Origin of the sequence: Rhizobium sp. CCGE 510 (assembly GCF_000292525.1) — a bacterium.
Lineage (GTDB): Bacteria > Pseudomonadota > Alphaproteobacteria > Rhizobiales > Rhizobiaceae > Rhizobium.
Map to the genome: position 1 here is coordinate 1 of NZ_AEYF01000134.1, position 554 is coordinate 554.

Sequence of the window (554 nt, forward strand, 5' to 3'; positions counted from 1 at the left end):
AGTTGCCGTCGCGCTCATCGCGCAGTCTCGAAAAGGGATCAAGCATGAAGGTCAAGGTGCCTGCGAGATAGCGCGTCCTCAGCGGCGCCAGCCGGTGTAAGAAATTGAGATATGTTATGCAGGGGTAACCCTCAGAAGGGCGTCTCTGCGTCGAGTTCTCCGTCCTGTTCGGCGACGATGATTGCCAGCTCTGCCTGAGCGCATTCAAGCTCGGCCTCGATCTGGCGGCGCTCGGAGGCATCAACTGCCTCACTCATTTCCCGGCGCAGCTCTTCGATGTGCTGTTCGATCGTCATCGTCTCATCTCCTTGAGTTTGTGAAAAACGACGACAGCAGCCGAGAGGGGATGGCGGGGTCAGGGATCGCGCAAGCGACCGGCAGAGCCGGGGAGTGGGGGAGCCGATTTTCGGAAGGTGCTGGCAGGCGCCTGGAGAAAATTGGGGGTTACCGCCCATCCTTGAGGCCGGTATCGCCGAGCGGCACAATGCCGGGTTCTGAGCAGCTATCCCTCTCTCCCGTGTGGCACCAAAAAAGCCGGAGGCGGGCTCGACGCC

Annotated in this window: 1 protein-coding gene; it reads right to left on the bottom strand. The window is 60.8% G+C overall.

Going from position 1 to position 554, the window contains the following annotated elements; genetic code table 11:
* Positions 1–131 precede the first annotated feature (131 nt).
* Positions 132–296 (bottom strand): hypothetical protein, encoded by a 165-nt coding sequence (locus tag RCCGE510_RS35380; protein ID WP_007638129.1) that lies wholly within the window; start codon positions 294–296, stop codon positions 132–134.
* Between the last annotated feature and the right edge of the window lie 258 nt (positions 297–554).